Source organism: Streptomyces arenae (genome assembly GCF_022343545.1).
GTDB lineage: Bacteria > Actinomycetota > Actinomycetes > Streptomycetales > Streptomycetaceae > Streptomyces > Streptomyces humi.
Genome location: NZ_JAKQYH010000072.1, coordinates 203512 through 218474 on the forward strand (window position 1 = coordinate 203512; position 14963 = coordinate 218474).

Below are 14963 nucleotides of genomic sequence, written 5' to 3' on the forward strand. Positions count from 1 at the left end.
GCGGGACCGGCCCGGCCGAGGCCCGCGGGAACGGCCCGCCGCATGGCCTCGGGCGCCCGAAACGGCCCGGCGATCCCGGGCGGGTCACCGTCCGGCGGCCACGGCGGGCCGCCGGCGCCTGCGGTCCGCTCACGCCGACTGGGCGTCCGGCTGCTCCAGCAGGTACGGCAGGTCTGCCCGGTCGGTCGCGCCGAGGCGGGTGTACGCGCTGTACAGGTGGTTGCCCACCGTCCGTACGGACAGGGTCAGTTGCTCGGCGATCTGCCGGTTGCTGAGACCGGTGGCGGCGAGCGTGACGATCTGCCGCTGGCGGGCGGTGAGTTCGCCGAGGAACAGGCCGGACAGGGCCGGGGTGCGGGCGCCCTGGCAGCGGCGGGCGAGGGCGACCGCGCGGGCGCGGGACGTCCGCGCGGCGCGCGGTTCGCGGTGGGCGCGGACGGCCTGCGCGTGCGCCTCCGCGGCGAACAGCAGCAGGCCGCGCTCGGCCAGCGCCACGGCGGCCCGGTCGAGGCCGGGTCCGTCACCACGGGCGAGGGCGTCGGCGTGCCGCCCGAGCACGCCCGCCGGCCGCCCCGCGACCCGCTCGGGTTCCCCCAGCCGTACGGCGCCGTAGTGCGCGAGACCCCCGTCCCCGCGCACTACGGCAGCTTCTCCCGACTCGGCTGCGGCGCGGGCGAGTTCGGTACGGCAGGAGGCGTCGCCCGGCGCCCCGCGCAGTCCCTCCCTCGCCCACGCCGCCGCCTCTCGCAGCTCCCCCCGAAGCCACGAGTACCGGGCACGCACCGCCGCGTACCCGGCCGGTACGGGCCGGTCTCCCGACGCCGGCCACTCCCCCACCGGGGCCGGCACCTCCCGTACGTCCAACTGCTCGATGCGTTCCTCCAGTCGGTGCTGTTCGGCCTTGAGGGCGGGTCCGCCAGGCCCGGCGGTACGGGCCAGCCGCCGGGCCCGCAGCCGGCCCGCCGCAGCGCGCAGCGCGGGACCGTACAGCGGATGGGCGAGACGGATCGCGCCCCGCTCGTCGACCTCGACCAGGCCGTCGGTCTCCAGGTGTTCGAGGATCGTGAGGTCGAGACCCTCGTCGAGGTGCGACGGCAGGGGCTCGGCGAACGCGAGGCGTTCCAGGGTGTCGCGTTCGCCGGGGCCGCGCCGCTCCAGCAGGGGCCTGATCCGCTCCCGGACGGTGGCGGTGAGCGGCAGCGGGCCGCGCCAGGCCAGCTCACCGGTGTCCGGCACCGGGGTCAGCGGCCCGGACTCGCGCAGCGCGCCCAGCAGTTCGCGCAGCAGCCGCAGATCGCCCCGGCACACCCGGTGCAGCCGGCGCACGGTGAGCGGCTCCAGACCGCTCCCGGCGAGCAGTTGGGCGGTCTCGTCGTACGGCAGCGGTTCCAGGACGACGTGGGTGAGGAGTTCCCCGGTCCACAGCCGGGAGACCGCGTCGCGGACCGGAGCCGGGTCGGCGGCGGCCACCAGCAGCCGGGTACGGCCGTGCACGGCGAGCTGGTGCACCAGGGCGGCCGAGGCCTCGTCGAGGAGGTGGGCGTCGTCGACGACGAGCAGCCGCACCCCGTTCAGCCGGCGCACCGCGCCCGGCAGCGAGACCCGGTCGGGGAGCAGGTGCGCGAACGCGGCGAACGGGAGGGCGCTGGTCTCGGGGGTGCCGGTCACCCGGGTGCAGTCGGTGCCCCGTACCGCCTCGGTGATCAGCCGGGTCTTGCCGACGCCGGCCGGACCGGTCACCACGACACCCTGCCGGCCGGCCGGCGACGGCCGCCTGACCAGCTCCAGTTCACCTTCCCGGCCGGTGAACGGCCAGGGCAGTTCGAGGGTGCGCGCGCCCTGTTCGTAAGTCGTCACACGAGTATGAGTCGCGTTACTCAGCTCTGATACAGGGAGACTTGAGTAGCTGCCGACTCAGGCGTCCGGCGGGACGGGACGGCACTCTGGGCGCATGACCCGACGCTACTGCTCGCTACCGCGGCAGCCGGCCCCGGCGTTCGCCCCGGGACTGGCCGCCGAACGGCTCGGCGCGCTCGTCGGCGGGCGGCCGATGTGGGTCAACGGCACGGTTCTGCACTACTACTTCTTCGACGCGGACACCGACGCCTCGGTGATCCCGGTCCCCGGGACCGGGGAAACCCGCCGGGTGCCCTGGGCCGGTGCCGAGGACCAGCGGGACGTGGTGCGCGAGTGCTTCCGGCAGTGGCAGGGCCTCGGGATCGGGGTGACGTTCGCCGAGGTCCGGGACCGGTGCGAGGCGGAGCTGCGGATCGGCTTCCAGCTCGGTGACGGCTCCTGGTCGGCGATCGGCCGGGACGCGCTGTCGGTCGGACTGGGCGAGCGCACCATGAACCTGGGCTGGGACCTGACGGAGCCGGACGGCCACTGGACGGCCCTGCACACGATCGGGCACGCGCTCGGGATGCGGCACGAGCACCAGAGCCCGTTCGCGGGCGTCCACTGGGACGACGAGGCGGTCTACGCCGGCCTCGCCGGACCGCCGAACCACTGGAGCCGGGACCGCACGGACGCCAACATCCTGCGCAGGCTGGACGCGGCCGAGGCGAACGGCTCGGTGTGGGATCCGCAGTCCGTGATGCAGTACCCCTTCGGCCCGGGGCTGATCCTGGAGCCGGAGCAGTACCACGGCGGGCTGTACCCGCCCGGCTCGCTTTCCCCGGCGGACAAGGAGTTCGCGCTCCGCTGGTACCCGCCCGCGGCGGCCCCGGCCCCGCTGGTGCCGTTCCGCTCGGCACCCCTGGGTCTCGGTCCCGGCGAACAGGCCGACTTCGCCGTGGAGCCGCCGGAGACCCGCGTCTACACCGTGGGCACCTTCGGGGAGAGCGACTCCGTGGTCGTGGTGTTCGAGGAGCGTGACGGGGAACCGCGCTACCTCGCCGGCCACGACGACGGGGGCACCCCGGGCAACGCCAGGATCAGGGTCCGGCTCGTCAAGGGCCGGCGCTACGCCGTCCGTGTCCGTCTCCATTCCACGTGGGGGTCGGGGGAGACAGCCGCCATGTGCTGGTGACACCGGCACCGGGCGGCGACACGGAGCCCGCACCACGGTCCGGCGCCGGGGGGAAGCAGTCGAGGCACGTAGCCTTCGGGGGAGGATACGTGCCTCGACCGGTCACCGCCGGGAGCGCAGTCGGCCGGGGGGCGCGAGGAACCGCGCGACCGGCCCCCGCGCGCACCCGCACCTGTGACGCGCCGCCCCACCCCTGCCCTGCCCTCGGCCGCAGCCGGTGACGCGCCGCCCCACCCCACCCCTCACCCGCCCGACTCCAGCGGCCGCTCCGGGTCCTTGGACCACTCCTCCAGCGACCCGTCGTACACCGAGACGTCCGTCCGGCCGAGCACGGTCAGCGCGAGTGCCGCCCCCGCCGCCGAGATCCCCCCGCCGCAGTAGAGAACAACCGGTGAGGCACCCGCCAGCGCCCTTACCCGGTCGGCGAGTTCACTCTTCGGCCGCACTCGCCCCGTGTCGTCCAGCAACCCCCGGCCCGGCACGCTGACGCTCCCCGGTATGTGCCCCCGACGGCTGTACCGCGTCGGCACGGAGCCGTCGTAGCCGCCCGTCGGCAGCGCGCACACCAGCACCCCGGGCCGCTCGCCCCGGACGATCGCCGCCACCTCCTCGATGCCCGTCCAGAGCTCGGGCCGGGGCACCGGCGTCACCGGTACCGCGGCGGGCTCCGCCTCGGTGTCACCCGTGGCCAGCGGCCGGCCCGCCGCCTCCCACACCGCCAGCCCTCCGTCCAGCACCGCCGCCGGGACGGAGATCGCCCGCAGCATCCACCAGAGCCGGGCCGCCCAGATACCGCCCCCGGTGTCGTAGACGACGACCTCGCGGCCCTCCCCCACGCCCAGCCGGGCCAGCCCGGCGGCCAGCGCCCGCGGGGCCGGAACGGCGAAGTGGTAGGGCGCGCCGGGGTCGGAGAGGTCCCCGGTCAGGTCGGCGTGGTGCGAGCCGGGGACATGGCGCTCGGCCCAGCCGGCACGGCCGCTCGCCGAGCGGTGGTCGCCGTCGTGGCGGGGCGAGGGCAGCAGCGCGGTGGCGTCGAGGACGACCAGCCGGGGGTCGTCCAGGTGGGCGGCGAGCCAGACGTCGTCGACCAGAGGGCCGGGCAGCAGGGAGGTCATGGCGCCCGATCGTACGCCCGTGACCTGCGCGTCTCACTTCCCGGTCAGCCTCGTCCCATATTCCGGACGCGGCTTGCACAGCATCGGGGAGCTGCGGTTATGGTTTCGGCCATCTACGCGGGAGCCCCTCCCCGACCGGGCTGAGAGGGCGTCTGGGATCCGTCCGCACGTCGCGGACGCGGTCCCCATGGGGACGCCGACCGCACCAGCAGCGCTTTGCGCCCCGCGTAGGAGTTCACGTGTCCGCAGCAGTCGAGCCGCAGTCCCCGGTGTCCAGCCGAGCTGCCCGCTCCTGTTGTCGTCGCCTCCCGCACTGACACGGCCTCCCCCCTTCCGCCTCCCTCGCACCCTCGTGCGCCGCTCACGGAGTACCCCCATGCCACACATACGGGTCATGCTCGACTATTTCCATCCCTGGCCGAATTCAGCCGGTCTGTATCTCTCTCGTGCCCGTGGGTGGTTCGACGCGGCCGGACTCGACGTCGAGCTGGTGGTGCAGGATCCGGGGCGGGGCGACACGCTGGAGTACCTGGCCCGGGGCGAGGTGGACTTCGGGATCTTCCCGCCGAACCGGCTGCTCGCCCGGCGGGCGCTGCACGGCCAGCCGCTGATCGCCGTCGCCGCGGTCAACCACCGGGGGCTCGAGGCGGTGCAGACCACGAGGTCCACGGGCATCACGAGGCCGCGTGACCTCACCGGCCGGCGGCTCGCCTACAACCCGACCCCACGCGGGCGGGCCATGGTCCGTCACCTGGTCGCGGCCGACGGCGGTGATCCGGACGCGGTGATCACCGTCGACGCCGGCGCCCGGGAACTCACCGTGGACGACATCGAGGCGGGCGAGGCGGACGCGACCTTCGGCAACTACTGGTCCTGGGACGCCCTGCGGGGCGACCTGCCGGAGGACCAGCGGGTGACCTGGCCGGTGGACGAGATCGGCGCCCCCCGCTACCACAGCTACCTGCTCGGCACGAGTGAGCGGCTGCTGGACGAACACCCCTCCCTGGTGCGGGACTTCCTGACCGCCACCGCCCGCGGCTACCGTTCCGCCGCCGAGGAGCCCGAGAGGGCACTGGAGCTGCTGGAGCGGGTCATCCCGTACTTCCCGCGGCCGCTCATCGCCCGCTCGCTCTCCCTGGTGGCCCCCACCTGGACGGACGACCAGGGCCGCTGGGGCGTGATCGACGCGGACCGGATGGGACCCTACGCGCACTGGCTCGCCGAGCACGGCGCCATCGCGCACGGCCACGACTGGGACCGGTCCTTCACCAACGGCCTGCTGGACGTGCCGGCATGACCCTGCTCACCCGGCGTCTCGCCGTGGACTTCAAACGGGTCGCGAGCGCGCTGTGTCGGGCCTGACCGCCCCGCAGCCCGACTCCCCTCCGTACGAAGGACCTCCGCATGCTCCGCCGCACCGCGCTGTCGGCCCTGGCCGCCACCACCCTCCTCGCCGTCACCACCGGCTGCTCGGCCGGGGCCGAGTCCACGGCCGCCGCCAAGGACGGCACCACCACCGTCACCCTGGCCCTGGACTGGACCCCGAACACCAACCACACCGGCATCTACGTCGCCCAGGCCAAGGGCTGGTTCAAGGACGCCGGCATCGACCTGAAGATCGTCCCCTACGGTTCGACCGCGCCCGAGACCCTGATCGCCGCCCACAAGGCCGACTTCGGCATCTCCTACCAGGAGGGCGTCACCACCGCCCGCGCCGCCGGCCAGGACATCACCTCCGTGTACGCGGTCACCCAGAAGACCGATGTGACCGTCTCCGTGCGCGCCGACCGCACCGACATCACCTCGCCCAAGGACCTGGACGGCAGAACGTACGCCGGATTCGGCGCGGCCTACGAGAAGCCGCTGCTCCGGAAGGTGATCCGGAACGCGGGCGGCAAGGGCGACTTCAGGCAGGTCACCCTCAACACCTCGGCGTACGCGGCGCTCTACGCGGGCAAGGCGGACTTCGCGATGCCGATGCCGACCTGGGAGGGCCTGGAGGCGAAGCTCAGCGGGAAGCCGCTCAAGGACTTCCAGCTCTCCGACTACGGCTTCCCGGCGATCTACTCGACGCTGATCGCGTCCTCCGACCAGTACCTGAAGAAGAACCCGGCGGTGGCGAGGAAGTTCCTCGCGGCTGTCGACAAGGGGTACCGCTACGCGGCCGACCACCCCGATCAGGCCGCCGGTCTGCTCATCGCCGCCAACAAGAGCGTCCTGACCAACACCGAGCTGGTGAAGGAGAGTTCACGGCTGCTGGCCAAGGAGTACTACCGGAGCGCGGACGGCTCCACCGGCACCCAGAGCGCCGCCCGCTGGAAGGCCTTCGCCGACTTCGAGTACGGTGCCGGGCTGCTCGTCGACGCGAACGGCAAGAAGCTGACGAAGGCGCCGGACACCACCGCGTTCTTCACCGACGCCTACCTCCCGGACGCCAAGTGAGGCCCCTGCTGCGGTCGTTGTGGCCGCCCGTGCTGGTGCTCGCCGTACTGGTCGGCGGCTGGCAGCTGTACGTCACGACGGCCGGCGTCGATCCGACCACGCTGCCCTCCCCCGCCCGGGTCCTGGAGCAGGGCTGGGCGAACCGCGCCGACCTCTGGTCGCAGACCCTGCCCACCCTCCAGGAGACGCTGCTCGGCTTCGCGCTGTCGTTCGCGGCGGCCTGGCTGGTGGCGACGCTGCTGGACTTCTCGGCCGCCGCCCGCCGGGGCCTTTATCCGCTGCTGGTCGCCTCGCAGACCGTCCCGATCGTCGCCGTGGCACCCCTGCTGATCATCTGGTTCGGCTTCGGGCTGCTGCCGAAGATGCTGGTGGTGACCCTGACCACGTTCTTCCCGCTGGCCGCCAACCTGGCCGCCGGGTTCGCGGCGACCGACCGGGAGGCCATGCGGCTGCTGCGCTCCCTGGGCGCGGGCCGGTGGCGGGCGTTCCGGCTGGTAAGGGTGCCGGGCGCGATGCCGTACTTCTTCGCCGGGCTGCGGGTGAGCATCACCTACGCCGTGGTCGGCGCGGTCTTCGCCGAGTACGCGGGCGCCGAGTCGGGGCTCGGGATCTACATGCAGGCGCAGAAGAGCGCGTTCCGCACCGACCTGGTGTTCGCGGCGGTCGCGGTGACCGCCGCGCTGAGCGTCGCGCTGTTCGCGGCGACGTATCTGGTGGAGCGGCTGGTGCTGCCGTGGCAGCGGAAGGAGCGCCGGTCGTGAGCGGTCTGCGTGTGCAGCGGGTCAGCAAGTCGTTCGGGGCGCTCGATGTGCTCCGCGAACTGGAACTGGCCGTGGAGCCGGGTGAGTTCGCGGCCGTGATCGGTCCCAGCGGGAGCGGCAAGAGCACCCTGTTCAACCTGGTCTCCGGGCTGGACCGGCCGGACTCCGGACAGGTCCTGGTGGAGGACGAGCCGGCCGGGGTAGCGTCCGGCAAGGTCGCCTACATGCCACAGAAGGACCTGCTGTTCCCGTGGCGGACCGTGCTGGACAACACGGCGCTCGGCCTGGAGGCACAGGGCGTACGGAAGAAGACCGCGCGGGCCCGGGCCGGGGCACTGTTCGCCGACTTCGGACTGGACGGCTTCCAGAAGGCGTACCCCTCCGAGCTCAGCGGCGGAATGCGGCAACGGGCCGCGCTGCTGCGCACGGTGGTCCTGGAGCGGCCGGTGCTGCTCCTGGACGAACCGTTCGGCGCGCTGGACTCGCTGACCCGTACCGAGATGCAGCTGTGGCTGGCCGGGATGTGGCAGCAGCACCGCTGGACGGTCGTCCTGGTGACCCACGACATCCGGGAGGCGGTGCTGCTCGCCGACACCGTGCACGTGCTGTCCGCGCGCCCGGCGACCGTGGTCGACCGGGTGCCGGTCCCGCTGCCGCACGGCGAACGCGACGTCACCGCACCGGAGTTCACGGCGGTGGAGCGCCGGGTCCTGGGCGCCCTGCGCGGTACGACGGCGGTGCCGGCGCCATGAGCACGCATCTCGCCCACGGCCTGGGCACCGACCTGGTCGAGCCGGACTGGCCGCCGCTGACCGACGCGGAGGTCACGGACGTGGTCGGTGCGGCCCGGGTCCGCTGGCGCAGCCCGCGCCCGTTGTCCGCGGCCGCCGTCGTGGAGCGCGACGGACGGCGCCTGTTCGTGAAACGGCACCACGTCTCCGTCCGCTCCCTGCCCGGCCTCGCCGAGGAGCACGCCTTCCTGCGCCACCTGCGCGAGCGCGGGGCACCGGTGGTGACCGTGCTGGACGCGGTGGCGCGCGGCGAGTGGACGTACGAGGTGCACTCGGCCGGTGTCGGCACGGACCTGTACCGGGACGCCCTGTCCTGGTCGCCCTTCGCGAGTACGGCCCATGCCCGGGCGGCGGGTGCGGCGCTGGCCCGGCTGCATCTGGCGGCGGAGGGGTTCACCGCCCCCCGCCGTGCGCCACGCCCGCTGATCGCCTCCTTCACCGTGTTCGCCGCCCCGGACCCCCGTGCGGCGCTGGCGGCCTACGTCGGCGAACGCCCGGGGCTGTCGCGGGCGTTGCCGCGCTTCCCCTGGCGTGCGGACACCGAGCGCGTCCTGCTTCCGCTGTACGAGCGGCTGGCTCCCCACCTGCCGGGACTGGAGCCTCTGTGGACCCACAACGACTGGCACGCCTCCAATCTCCTGTGGGGCGAGGACGGTGCGGTCTCCACGGTCCTGGACTTCGGCATGAGCGACCGCACCACCGCCGTGCACGACCTGGCGACGGCCCTGGAGCGCAACACCGTGCAGTGGCTGAGCCCGGACCGGCCGGTGCGGGAGCGGGACGCGGTCGCGCTGCTGCGCGGCTACCAGGCCGTCCGCCCGCTCTCACCGGCCGAGTCGGCCGCGCTGCCGGCCCTGCTCCCGCTGGTGCACGCCGAGTTCGCCCTCTCCGAACTGGACTACTTCCACGGTGTCACCCGGTCACCGGGCAACACCCGCCTCGCGTACGAGTACTACGTCGGCCACGCCGAGTGGTTCACCGGACCGGCCGGCCGCCGACTCCTCGACCTGGTCGCGGCGGAGGTGTGACCGGAGGTCAGCGTCGGGCCCACTCCGCCGCGAGGAGTTCGTACGAACGCACGCGGTCCCGTTGGCCGTGGGTGATCGTCGTGATGAGCAGTTCGTCGGCCCCGGTGGCCTCCCGCAGCTGTTCCAGCCGGTCGGCGACCCGCTGCGGACTGCCGACGAACTGGGTGTCGAGGCGGTCCTGCACCAGCGCGCGGTCCTCGTCGGTCCAGACGTGGGCCCGCGCCTCCTCCGGGGTGGGGAAGGGGATGGCGCCCTCGGCCGTACGGATGCTGCGGACCCAGGTGCCGTACCCGGTGGCGAGTTCGCGGGCGGTGCTGTCGTCCTCGGCGACCACGACGTCCGCGGAGACGCTGACGTACGGCTTGTCGAGGTGGTCGGAGGGCTGGAAGAAGGACCGGTAGCCGTCCACTGCCTCCAGCACCGTGGCCGGGCTGACGTGGTAGTTGGCGGCGAAGGGCAGCCCCCGGGCGCCGGCGACCTCGGCGCTCTCGCCGCCGCTGCTGCCGAGGATCCACACCTTGATGTCGGCCCCCTCCCCGGGCACGACATGAGCCTCGACGCCGTCCTCGGTGCGGTAGGTGCCGGCGAGCAGCGCGAGGACGTCGTCGACCTGCTCGGCGTACTCCTGGGACTCGGCGTTCGGGAGCAGGAGCAGCTTGCGCTGGAGCGCCACGCGCGGGGAGCCGAGCAGGTTCGCGAAGGAGAAGCGGGGCGGGATCAGCAGTCCGTTCGGGGCCCGGCCGTCGACCACGGGGGTCGCGGTCGCCGACGGGGCCGCGTTCGCCGCGGGCGGGCGGCCGCCGGAGCGGCCCAGGCCCAGGTCGAGGCGGCCCGGGTGCAGGGCGTCGACCAGGCCGAACTCCTCGACCGTGGACAGCGCGGTGCGGTGGCCGAGTTGTACGGCGCCGGAGCCCAGCCTGATGGTGGAGGTCGCGGAGGCGGTCAGTGCGAGGACGACCGCCGGGGACGTGCCGGCGACGCCCGGGTTGAGGTGGTGTTCGGCGAACCAGTACCGGGTGTAGCCGAACTCCTCTGCCCGCTGGGCGAGTTCGATGGAGTTGCGGAGGGCGTCGGCGGCGGTGGCGCCGCTCGGTATCGGCACCAGGTCGAGGATGCCGAGGGGGATGTCAGACATGCGCGGGCTCCTCGGTGGCCGGCAGTACGGGCGCCCAGTCGAACGGCGGGTCGGGGATGTCCCTGCGGAGCACGGGAGCCACCGCCGACTGGAACAGCTCCAGCGAGTCCCGGTGCCGGGTGTCCGTCAGTCCGCTCGCGTCGGCGTGCAGGTGCAGGACGGTGTGCCCGAACTGCTCGTGGTAGCGGTGGACCTTGTCGATGACCTGCTGGGGGCTGCCGATCAGGGCCGAGCTGCGGTCGACGAAGTCCTCCACGGTCTCGAAGACCACGGGCAGCCCGGCCTTCCTCTGGAACGCGAGGTTGCTCTCGAAGAGGGGCCGGTACACCTCCACCGCCTGCTGGGAGGTGGGCGCCACGTACAGGCCGGCACTGCCCGCGCCGACGGCGATGTCCGCCGGGTCGTGGCCGTGGTGCTCCCAGCGTTCGCGGTAGTACCGGATCAGCTCGGCGTACGGCTCGATGGGGTTGGTGACGTTGGCGGAGAAGAGCGGGTCGCCGTAGCGGGCGGCGAGGTCGACGGACTCCCTGCTGGTCGCGCTGCCGTGCCAGACCCGCACCGGCCGCTGGTACGGGCGCGGCCAGACCTCGGCGTCGGTCAGCTCCGGCCGGAACCGGGTCCGGGCCGTCACCTTGTCCTCGCGCCAGATCCGCCGGAACACCTCGTAGCTCTCGGCGTTGCGGTCCCACTGGTCCTCGGGGGTGACGTGGAACAGCTCGCGCTGGGCGGCGCCGTTGCCCTTGCCGATGATCAGGTCCAGGCGGCCCTCGGAGAGGTGGTCGAGGGTGGCGTAGTCCTCGTACGCCCGGACCGGGTCGAGCAGGCTGAGCGTGGTGACGGCCGTGAAGAGCCGGATCCGGCGGGTGAGCGCGGCGATGTGGCTGAGCACGACGGTCGGCGAGGAGGAGATGAACGGCCGCTCGTGCCGCTCCCCCACCCCGAACCCGTCGAAGCCGAGTTCCTCGGCGAGCACGGCGTTGTCCAGGACCTCCCGGAACCGGTCGTGGGTCGGCTTCAGGATGCCGGTGACCGGGTCCGGGCGGTGCACGATCAGGGTGATCGCGAGGAACTTCACGACGCGGCCCGCTCGGCGCGCCGCTGGTCGGGGTGGGCGAGACCGAGGTGGTCGCGCAGGGTGGTGCCCTCGTACTCGGTGCGGTACACGCCCTGTTCCTGGAGCAGCGGGACGACCGTGTCGGCGAAGACGTCCAGTCCGCCCGGGGTGATGTGCGGGACCAGGATGAAGCCGTCGGAGACGTCCGCCTGCACGAACTCGTTGATGGTCCGGGCGACCGTGGCCGGGGAGCCGACGAAGGACTGCCGGTTGCCGGTGTTGATCACGAGGTCGCGGATGGACCACTTGTTGGCCTCGGCCAGTTCCCGCCACTCACGGGCGATGGCGATCGGGTCGCGGTACATCCGGACCTGCGCGCGGCCCCGGGAGATGTGCTCCTCGCTCACCAGCGGGTCGACCTCCGGCAGCGGCCCCTCCGGGTCGTACGACGACAGGTCCCGGTTCCAGACGAACTCCAGGTGCTTGAGGGCCGTCGCCCCGCTGACCTGCTGGCGGCGCACCTGGTGGGCGATCTCCTCCGCCTCCTCGTCGGTGTCGCCGATGACGAAGCTGGCGGCGGGCAGGATCAGCAGGTCACCGGGGGCCCGGCCGTACTTGGCGAGGCGGGACTTCACGTCGGTGTAGAAGGCCTGCCCGGCTTCGAGGGTGGCGTACCGGCTGAAGATCGCGTCGGCGGCGGACGCGGCGAACTCGCGGCCCTCGTCGGACTCGCCGGCCTGGAAGATGACCGGGCGGCCCTGCGGGGAGCGCGGCACGTTGAACTGGCCGTGGATGTCGAACTGCGGGCCCTGGTGGACGAAGGAACCCGCCTTGGCGTCGCTGAGGAAGGTGCCGGTGGCCTGGTCGGCGAGGATCTCGTCGCCGCGCCAGGAGTCGAAGAGCTCGTTCGCGGTGGCGAGGAACTCCTTGGCGCGGGAGTAGCGCTCCTCCTGCGGCAGGAAGCCGCCGCGCCGGAAGTTCTCGCCGGTGAAGGCGTCCCAGGAGGTGACGACGTTCCAGGCGGCCCGGCCGCCGGAGAGGTGGTCGAGGCTGGCGAACTGGCGGGCCACCTCGTAGGGCTCGTTGAAGGTGGAGTTGATGGTGCCGGTCAGGCCGAGGTGTTCGGTGACGGCGGCGAGGGCGGCGAGGATCGTGAAGGTGTCGGGGCGGCCGACGACGTCCAGGTCGTAGATCTTGCCGCCCTGTTCGCGCAGCCTGAGGCCCTCGGCGAGGAACAGGAAGTCGAACTTGGCGCGTTCGGCGGTCTTCGCGAAGTGCGTGAAGGAGCTGAACTCGATGTGGCTGCCGGCGGCCGGGTCGCTCCACACGGTGGTGTTGTTGACGCCTGGGAAGTGGGCGGCCAGGTGGATCTGCTTCAGCGGCTTGCTCATGACGGGGCGGGTCCTTCCGGGCTCAGGCAGCGGCGTAGCGGTTGGTGGGGCGGGCGAGGCCGAGGTGGCCGCGCAGGGTGTCTGCCTGGTAGGCGGTCCGGAAGCGGTCGCGGCGCTGGAGTTCGGGGACCAGGTCCCGGCTGATGCGGGGCAGGTCGTGGCCGAGGACCGCGGGCCGCAGCCGGAAGCCGGTCAGCCCCTCGGCCGCGAACTCCTCAAGGAGGTCCGCGAGTTGTGCGGCCGTACCGGCGAAGATCCGGGCGTCGCTGGTGTACGCGCCCCCGTCGAGGGCGTCGAGGCGGTCCTTGCGGGCCTCGGCCGCGGCCCGGTCGTCGTCCAGCAGGACCACGAGGTCGGCGAAGACGTGCACGGTGTCGCCGGCCCGGCCGGCGGCCTCCTGCTCGGCGCGGATCTCGGCGACGATCGCGCGGGCCTCGGCGGCGTCCTGCGGGGTGACGTAGCCGACGTCGGTCCCCCGTGCGATCAGCCGGTAGGGGATCGTCTGGTGCCCGAGGGAGGTGACGAGCGGCTGTCCCTGCGGCGGACGCGGGGTGATGGAGGGTCCCTTGACGCTGAACCTGCCGCCCTCGAAGTCGATGTAGTGCAGCTTGTCCCGGTCGATGAAGCGGCCGGTGGCGGCGTCCCGGATCTCGGCGTCGTCCTCCCAGCTGTCCCAGAGCCGGCGTACGACCTCGATGTAGTCGGCGGCCTCGTCGAAGTGTTCGGCGAGCCGCTCCTGACCGGCCGGGGTGGCCAGTTCCGCCAGATCGAACGGCGGGAAGGCACGGCGGCCGAAGTGGTCCGCCTCGTTCGGGCGGGCGGAGATCTGCACCCGCACGCCGGCGCGGCCGGTGCTGACGTAGTCCAGGGTGGCGATCGCCTTGGAGATGTGGAACGGCTCGGTGTGGGTGGTGATCACCGTCGGCACCAGGCCGATGTGCCGGCTGAGCGGTGCGATCCGGGCCGCGACGAGCACGGCGTCGAGGCGGCCGCGGACCTGGTCGGTACGGCCGTCCGGCTCGCCGTAGAGGGAGGACTGGAGGCCGAGGCCGTCCTCGATGGTGACGAAGTCGATCAGGCCGCGCTCGGCCTCGGCGACCTGGTCGGCCCAGTAGCCGGCGGTGAGCAGCTCACGGGGGCGGGCGACCGGCTCGCGCCAGGAGGCGGGGTGCCATCCGGTGCCGTCGAGGGCGACGGCGAGGTGCAGGTGGGAAGTGGGAGATGAGGACACAGTGGTGCCTTCCTGAGGTCCGTACGAGGGCGCGCCTGGTGCAAGGGACGCGGCGGAGGAAAGTCAGGAACAACAGAGCGCGCCGGCCACGCGCAGCAGGTCGATGTGCGGCCGGGTGTGCAGGACGGTACGGCGGCTGGGACTGATCGCATGTGTCATGTCCCGCACCTCCTCGGCCTGCTTCGCGTACATCTCGTCCTGAGTCACAACAACCGGGCGTCCGCGGATGTTCCCGGGCTGCGCACCAGCAGGGTGCGGCCGCGCAGGCGCTCGGTGAAGCCGATCGACTCGTAGAGCCGGATGGCTGTCGCGTTGTCCGGGGCCGCGTGCAGGAACGGGGTCTCCCCGCGCTCCCGGATGCCGGCGGCGACCGCGCGGACCAGGCGGGTGGCCAGGCCCCGGCCGCGATGGTCCGGGTCGGTGCAGACGGCGCTGATCTCGGTCCAGCCGGGTGGCCGCAGCCGCTCTCCCGCCATGGCGATCAGCCGGCCCCGGTGCCGGATGCCGAGGTAGCGGCCCATCTGGATGGTCCGGGTACGGAACGGGCCGGGCTCGGTGCGAGCGACCAGGTCCAGCATCTCGGGCACGTCGTGCGGTCCGAGCCGTACCGCCTCCGGGTCGGGCTCGGCCCGCAGCGCGGTGTCCACGAACTGGACGCCCCGCCCGCCGCCGACCACCTCCCAGCCGGGCGGTGCCTGCTCGACGGGCTTGATCTTCACGGTCGTCCCGGGGCCGACGAGAGTGTGCAGATCGGCCCAGGCGGCCGGGTCGGCGGCGTCGGCGAGGGCCGCGTAGGCGTAGACGTCGTCGGGGTAGCGGGCGGCCCTGCCGAACCTCTCCGCGAGGTGGGCGTGCGGGCCGGTGAGGGCGGCCCAGACGGCGTTGTCGAGCGGTGTGGTGTCGGGGGTGAGGGGGGCTCCGCCTCCGCGGAAGTCGGTCTGGACGGTCACGGAGGCGAAGTCCTTCCTGGTAAGCCGCCGGGCG

Annotated in this window: 14 protein-coding genes; 6 read left to right on the forward strand and 8 right to left on the reverse strand. The window is 73.1% G+C overall.

Going from position 1 to position 14963, the window contains the following annotated elements; all coding sequences use genetic code 11:
- Positions 1-129: 129 nt before the first annotated feature.
- On the reverse strand, positions 130-1857 hold the full coding sequence (locus MB828_RS35075; protein WP_301651706.1) for a LuxR family transcriptional regulator AbsR2: 1728 nt from the start codon (positions 1855-1857) through the stop codon (positions 130-132).
- Between the two features lie 94 nt (positions 1858-1951).
- Here MB828_RS35075 and absR1 point away from each other — a divergent pair, with 94 nt between their 5' ends.
- Positions 1952-3031, forward strand: coding sequence for a beta-glucuronidase AbsR1 (absR1, locus tag MB828_RS35080; protein WP_301651707.1), 1080 nt, complete (start codon positions 1952-1954; stop codon positions 3029-3031).
- 242 nt (positions 3032-3273) lie between these two features.
- On the opposite strand, the gene MB828_RS35085 is transcribed toward absR1, so the two are convergent.
- Positions 3274-4146: a sulfurtransferase gene (locus MB828_RS35085; protein ID WP_301651708.1), complete on the reverse strand. Its 873-nt coding sequence runs from the start codon at positions 4144-4146 to the stop codon at positions 3274-3276.
- A gap of 376 nt (positions 4147-4522) precedes the next feature.
- Here MB828_RS35085 and MB828_RS35090 point away from each other — a divergent pair, with 376 nt between their 5' ends.
- The 5 genes from MB828_RS35090 to MB828_RS35110 all read left to right on the forward strand — a co-directional run bounded on the left by MB828_RS35090 (position 4523) and on the right by MB828_RS35110 (position 9168).
- Positions 4523-5443 (forward strand): ABC transporter substrate-binding protein, encoded by a 921-nt coding sequence (locus tag MB828_RS35090; protein WP_301651709.1) that lies wholly within the window; start codon positions 4523-4525, stop codon positions 5441-5443.
- Between the two features lie 107 nt (positions 5444-5550).
- Positions 5551-6588 carry an ABC transporter substrate-binding protein gene (locus tag MB828_RS35095; protein ID WP_301651710.1) on the forward strand — a complete coding sequence of 346 codons (1038 nt, stop codon included), beginning with the start codon at positions 5551-5553 and terminating at the stop codon, positions 6586-6588.
- The gene (locus tag MB828_RS35100) at positions 6585-7349 is read left to right on the forward strand and encodes an ABC transporter permease (protein WP_133022494.1); all 765 of its coding nucleotides are present in this window, start codon (positions 6585-6587) and stop codon (positions 7347-7349) included. The genes MB828_RS35095 and MB828_RS35100 overlap by 4 nt, the downstream gene beginning before the upstream one ends.
- The gene (locus MB828_RS35105) at positions 7346-8101 is read left to right on the forward strand and encodes an ABC transporter ATP-binding protein (RefSeq protein WP_301651711.1); all 756 of its coding nucleotides are present in this window, start codon (positions 7346-7348) and stop codon (positions 8099-8101) included. The genes MB828_RS35100 and MB828_RS35105 overlap by 4 nt, the downstream gene beginning before the upstream one ends.
- The gene (locus MB828_RS35110) at positions 8098-9168 is read left to right on the forward strand and encodes a phosphotransferase enzyme family protein (RefSeq protein WP_301651712.1); all 1071 of its coding nucleotides are present in this window, start codon (positions 8098-8100) and stop codon (positions 9166-9168) included. The genes MB828_RS35105 and MB828_RS35110 overlap by 4 nt, the downstream gene beginning before the upstream one ends.
- A gap of 7 nt (positions 9169-9175) precedes the next feature.
- Here MB828_RS35110 and MB828_RS35115 read toward each other — a convergent pair whose 3' ends face one another.
- From MB828_RS35115 to MB828_RS35135, 6 genes are all read right to left on the reverse strand, one after another.
- Positions 9176-10303: an LLM class flavin-dependent oxidoreductase gene (locus MB828_RS35115; protein ID WP_133022491.1), complete on the reverse strand. Its 1128-nt coding sequence runs from the start codon at positions 10301-10303 to the stop codon at positions 9176-9178.
- Positions 10296-11378: an LLM class flavin-dependent oxidoreductase gene (locus MB828_RS35120; RefSeq protein ID WP_301651713.1), complete on the reverse strand. Its 1083-nt coding sequence runs from the start codon at positions 11376-11378 to the stop codon at positions 10296-10298. The genes MB828_RS35115 and MB828_RS35120 overlap by 8 nt, the downstream gene beginning before the upstream one ends.
- Positions 11375-12748: an NtaA/DmoA family FMN-dependent monooxygenase gene (locus MB828_RS35125; RefSeq protein WP_301651714.1), complete on the reverse strand. Its 1374-nt coding sequence runs from the start codon at positions 12746-12748 to the stop codon at positions 11375-11377. Before MB828_RS35125 ends, MB828_RS35120 begins: the two co-directional genes overlap by 4 nt.
- 22 nt (positions 12749-12770) lie before the next feature.
- Complete coding sequence (locus MB828_RS35130) at positions 12771-13979, reverse strand: LLM class flavin-dependent oxidoreductase (RefSeq protein WP_301651715.1); 1209 nt, start codon at positions 13977-13979, stop codon at positions 12771-12773.
- 63 nt (positions 13980-14042) lie between these two features.
- Positions 14043-14138: a putative leader peptide gene (locus tag MB828_RS46760; protein ID WP_343236226.1), complete on the reverse strand. Its 96-nt coding sequence runs from the start codon at positions 14136-14138 to the stop codon at positions 14043-14045.
- Positions 14139-14182: 44 nt separating this feature from the next.
- Positions 14183-14929, reverse strand: coding sequence for a GNAT family N-acetyltransferase (locus MB828_RS35135; RefSeq protein WP_301651716.1), 747 nt, complete (start codon positions 14927-14929; stop codon positions 14183-14185).
- Positions 14930-14963 lie beyond the last annotated feature (34 nt).